The sequence below is a fragment of the Sinomonas sp. genome (genome assembly GCF_036848755.1).
Taxonomy (GTDB): Bacteria; Actinomycetota; Actinomycetes; order Actinomycetales; family Micrococcaceae; genus Sinomonas.
In genome coordinates this window covers 1-2,673 of sequence record NZ_DAIUJO010000222.1, presented here as the reverse complement: position 1 = coordinate 2,673, position 2,673 = coordinate 1, and the positions used below count along the sequence as shown (strand labels likewise).

4 protein-coding genes are annotated in these 2,673 nt (G+C 67.8%); all 4 read right to left on the bottom strand.

Translation table 11 applies throughout. From position 1 onward, the window contains the following. Positions 1–236, bottom strand: a 236-nt coding sequence (locus V7053_RS18685) for a hypothetical protein (protein ID WP_334173755.1), incomplete at its 3' end; no start/stop codon positions are given. A gap of 5 nt (positions 237–241) precedes the next feature. Continuing rightward, on the bottom strand, positions 242–949 hold the full coding sequence (locus V7053_RS18680; protein WP_334173754.1) for an ABC transporter ATP-binding protein: 708 nt from the start codon (positions 947–949) through the stop codon (positions 242–244). Further along, entirely contained in the window at positions 946–1,740 is a 795-nt protein-coding gene (locus V7053_RS18675; protein ID WP_334173753.1) for an ABC transporter ATP-binding protein, read from the bottom strand. Before V7053_RS18675 ends, V7053_RS18680 begins: the two co-directional genes overlap by 4 nt. Then, on the bottom strand, positions 1,733–2,673 hold a 941-nt coding region (locus V7053_RS18670; protein ID WP_334173752.1), incomplete at its 5' end, for a branched-chain amino acid ABC transporter permease. The genes V7053_RS18670 and V7053_RS18675, both read right to left, overlap by 8 nt.

The window sequence follows — 2,673 nt, the reverse complement described above, 5'->3', positions numbered from 1 at the left end:
GTGCGCGCCAAGGGGACGTCGGCGGCGAAGATGTTCCCGACCGTCGGGTCGCCCAGAGGCAGGAGTCCCGGGCTGTTCAACTCGAATTGCACCACGGCGGAGGTCGCGCCCAGATTGAATCCGGCGAGCGAGCCGGCCGTCTGGGCGGTTGCTACCGGGAGGCCCAGGCCGGTCGCCGCTCCGGCGGCGGCGCAGAACGCAACAACCCTGGCCCCGGTGCGAGCCCTCGTAGTCATCCTCATCAGTGGCCACCTCCCAGGTAAGCCGTCAATAGGCCTTCTTCGCGCAGGTCTCCGGGTTCACCGATGTCGGCGACCCTGCCTTTGTCGAGGACGTAGGCGTAGTCGGCCAGCTCCAGGGCTGCCTCCACGTACTGCTCGACGAGGAGGATGGTCACGCCCCGCTCAGCCAACTCCCGTACCGCGGCGAACAGCTGGCTCACGATCAGCGGGGCTAGCCCCATCGAGATCTCGTCGAGCATCAAGAGGCGGGGCCGCATGATGAGAGCCCTGGCCATGGCGAGCATCTGCTGCTCCCCCCCGGAAAGCGTTCCGGCCAGCTGGCCGAGCCGTGAACTCAGAGCCGGGAAGAGTTGGATTCCTTCGCCGACCGCGTCGTCCGCCATCCGAAGGGCGTAGTCGGCCATCAGGAGGTTCTCCTTGACCGACAGGCTCGGAAAGATGCCCCTTCCTTCGGGCACATGGAGGATTCCGCGCCGCGTGATGGCGTGCGGAGGAATCCGGTCGATTCGCTCATCGTCGAAGGTGATCGCTCCCGCCTCGGGGCGGACCAGGCCGGAGATCGTCCGAAGGGTGGTGCTCTTGCCGGCCCCGTTCGAACCGAGCAAAGCGACGACGCAGCCCTCCGGTACGGAGAAGGACACCCCGGACAGAGCGCGCACGCCCCCGTAGGACACGCTGACGCTGTGGAGCTCGAGGAGCTTGCTCATCGCGTGCTCCCTGAGCCGGCTTCCTGGGCGCCCAGGTAAGCGGACACGACCGCCGGGTTGTCTCGGACCTCGTCGGGGGAGCCCTCAGCGATCGCCTTCCCGAAATCGAGAACGGTGATGTGATCGCACACGTCCATGACGAGCCCCATGTCGTGCTCTACCAGCACCACGGCGGGCCCGTTCGGATCGCGGGCAACCTCGAGGAGGATGTCACGGAAACGATCGGTCTCGCGCGAGTCGAGGCCCGAGCTGGGCTCGTCGAGGAGAAGCAGCCTGGGGTTCGTGCACAGCGCCCGGCCGAGCTCCACCAGTCTCCCCTGGCCGGTCGAAAGCCCTCCGGCCGCACGGTACGCGAGGTCCTCGAGGCGCAGCCACTCGATCACGCCCTGGACCACCTCGCGGCCGTCTGCCGAATGCCGCCCCACCACGCCGCCTCTGACGGAAGCCTCCCACGCCGCAAGGAGGTTGTCGTAGACGGTGAGACCGATGAACAGCTCGAGCCGCTGGAAGGTACGTGCGATCCCGGCCCGCCCCCTGCGATGGGCGGCCCACGACGTGATGTCGGCTCCGTCGTAGTACACGCGGCCCTTGGTCGGCTCCAAGACGCCGGTCATGACGTTGAAGAGTGTCGTCTTGCCGGCCCCGTTCGGGCCGATTAGACCGGTGATGCTCCCGGCGCGCGCGGCGAAGGCGACGCCGTCGAGGGCGACGAGGCCACCGAAGCGCACGGTGATCTCCTGGCAGGTGAGTACCTGTGCCACCGCCAGTTCGACCGTGGTGTCGCTAGACACGGGCGCCCGCCGGGGTCGGCACGGACGGCTGTTCGTCCGCCAGCCGATGCGGGGTCGCCTGTTGGGCCGGAGAGGCGAGTTCGCCGGGCCGCGGCGCGCGTTGCAGGACGGCTGACAGGTACCTGACGATCCTGACCGTCATGGCGATCGGGCCCTCTGGGTTGTTCGCCACTCCGATGACCCCGAGGGCGACACCGAGCGGTATGTACTGCTCGAACGTCGGCGGGATGGGGAAGAGCTGCACGCCGAACACAGCCCCCGCGACGAGAGCTCCCCCGACCAGGGACCGACCGCCGAGCACGACCAGGAGCAGTAACTCGAGTGACGCATTGAACGAGACGTCACTCGGGCTCATGAATTGCCGGCCGGCAGCGAAGAGGGCGCCCGCGAAGGCGGCGGCGGCGCCGCACGCCGCGAAGGTGATCAACTTGGTGAGGGTCAGGCTGACGCCGAAGGTCGATGCGGCCAGGGGTGAGTCGTTGATCATCTGCAACCGCCGCCCGATGGGGCCGCGACGCAGGACAGAAGCGCCGATCACGTAGACCACCAGGACGCCCAGGCACAGGTAGTAGAAGCTGGTCGTCGAAGCGAAGTTCCACGGTCCCAAGCGTGGACGGTGGATCGGCATCCCAGTCGATCCTCCCCCGACGTCGGGTCGGTTGAAGACGAGGTTGTCCATCAGGAGGGCGAACGCCATCGTGGCCAGAGCCAGGTACAGTCCCGATAGTCGCAGCGACGGCAACCCGACGAGCAGTCCGACGGGGATCGCGATCAGAACGCCGAGCAGCGCAGCGGGGAAGAAGCTCGCCCCGTGGGCCCCTCCGAGGTGACCGACGGTGAAGGCGCCTATCCCGACGAAGCTGAACTGCGCGAGCGAGATCTGCCCCGCCCATCCGGTCAGCACCACGAGGGTCAACCCGATGGCGGCGAAGA

Excerpts from the sequence above, each read along its gene's own strand:
- V7053_RS18680 (WP_334173754.1), bottom strand. The coding sequence starts at position 949 with ATGAGCAAGCTCCTCGAGCTCCACAGCGTCAGCGTGTCCTACGGGGGC.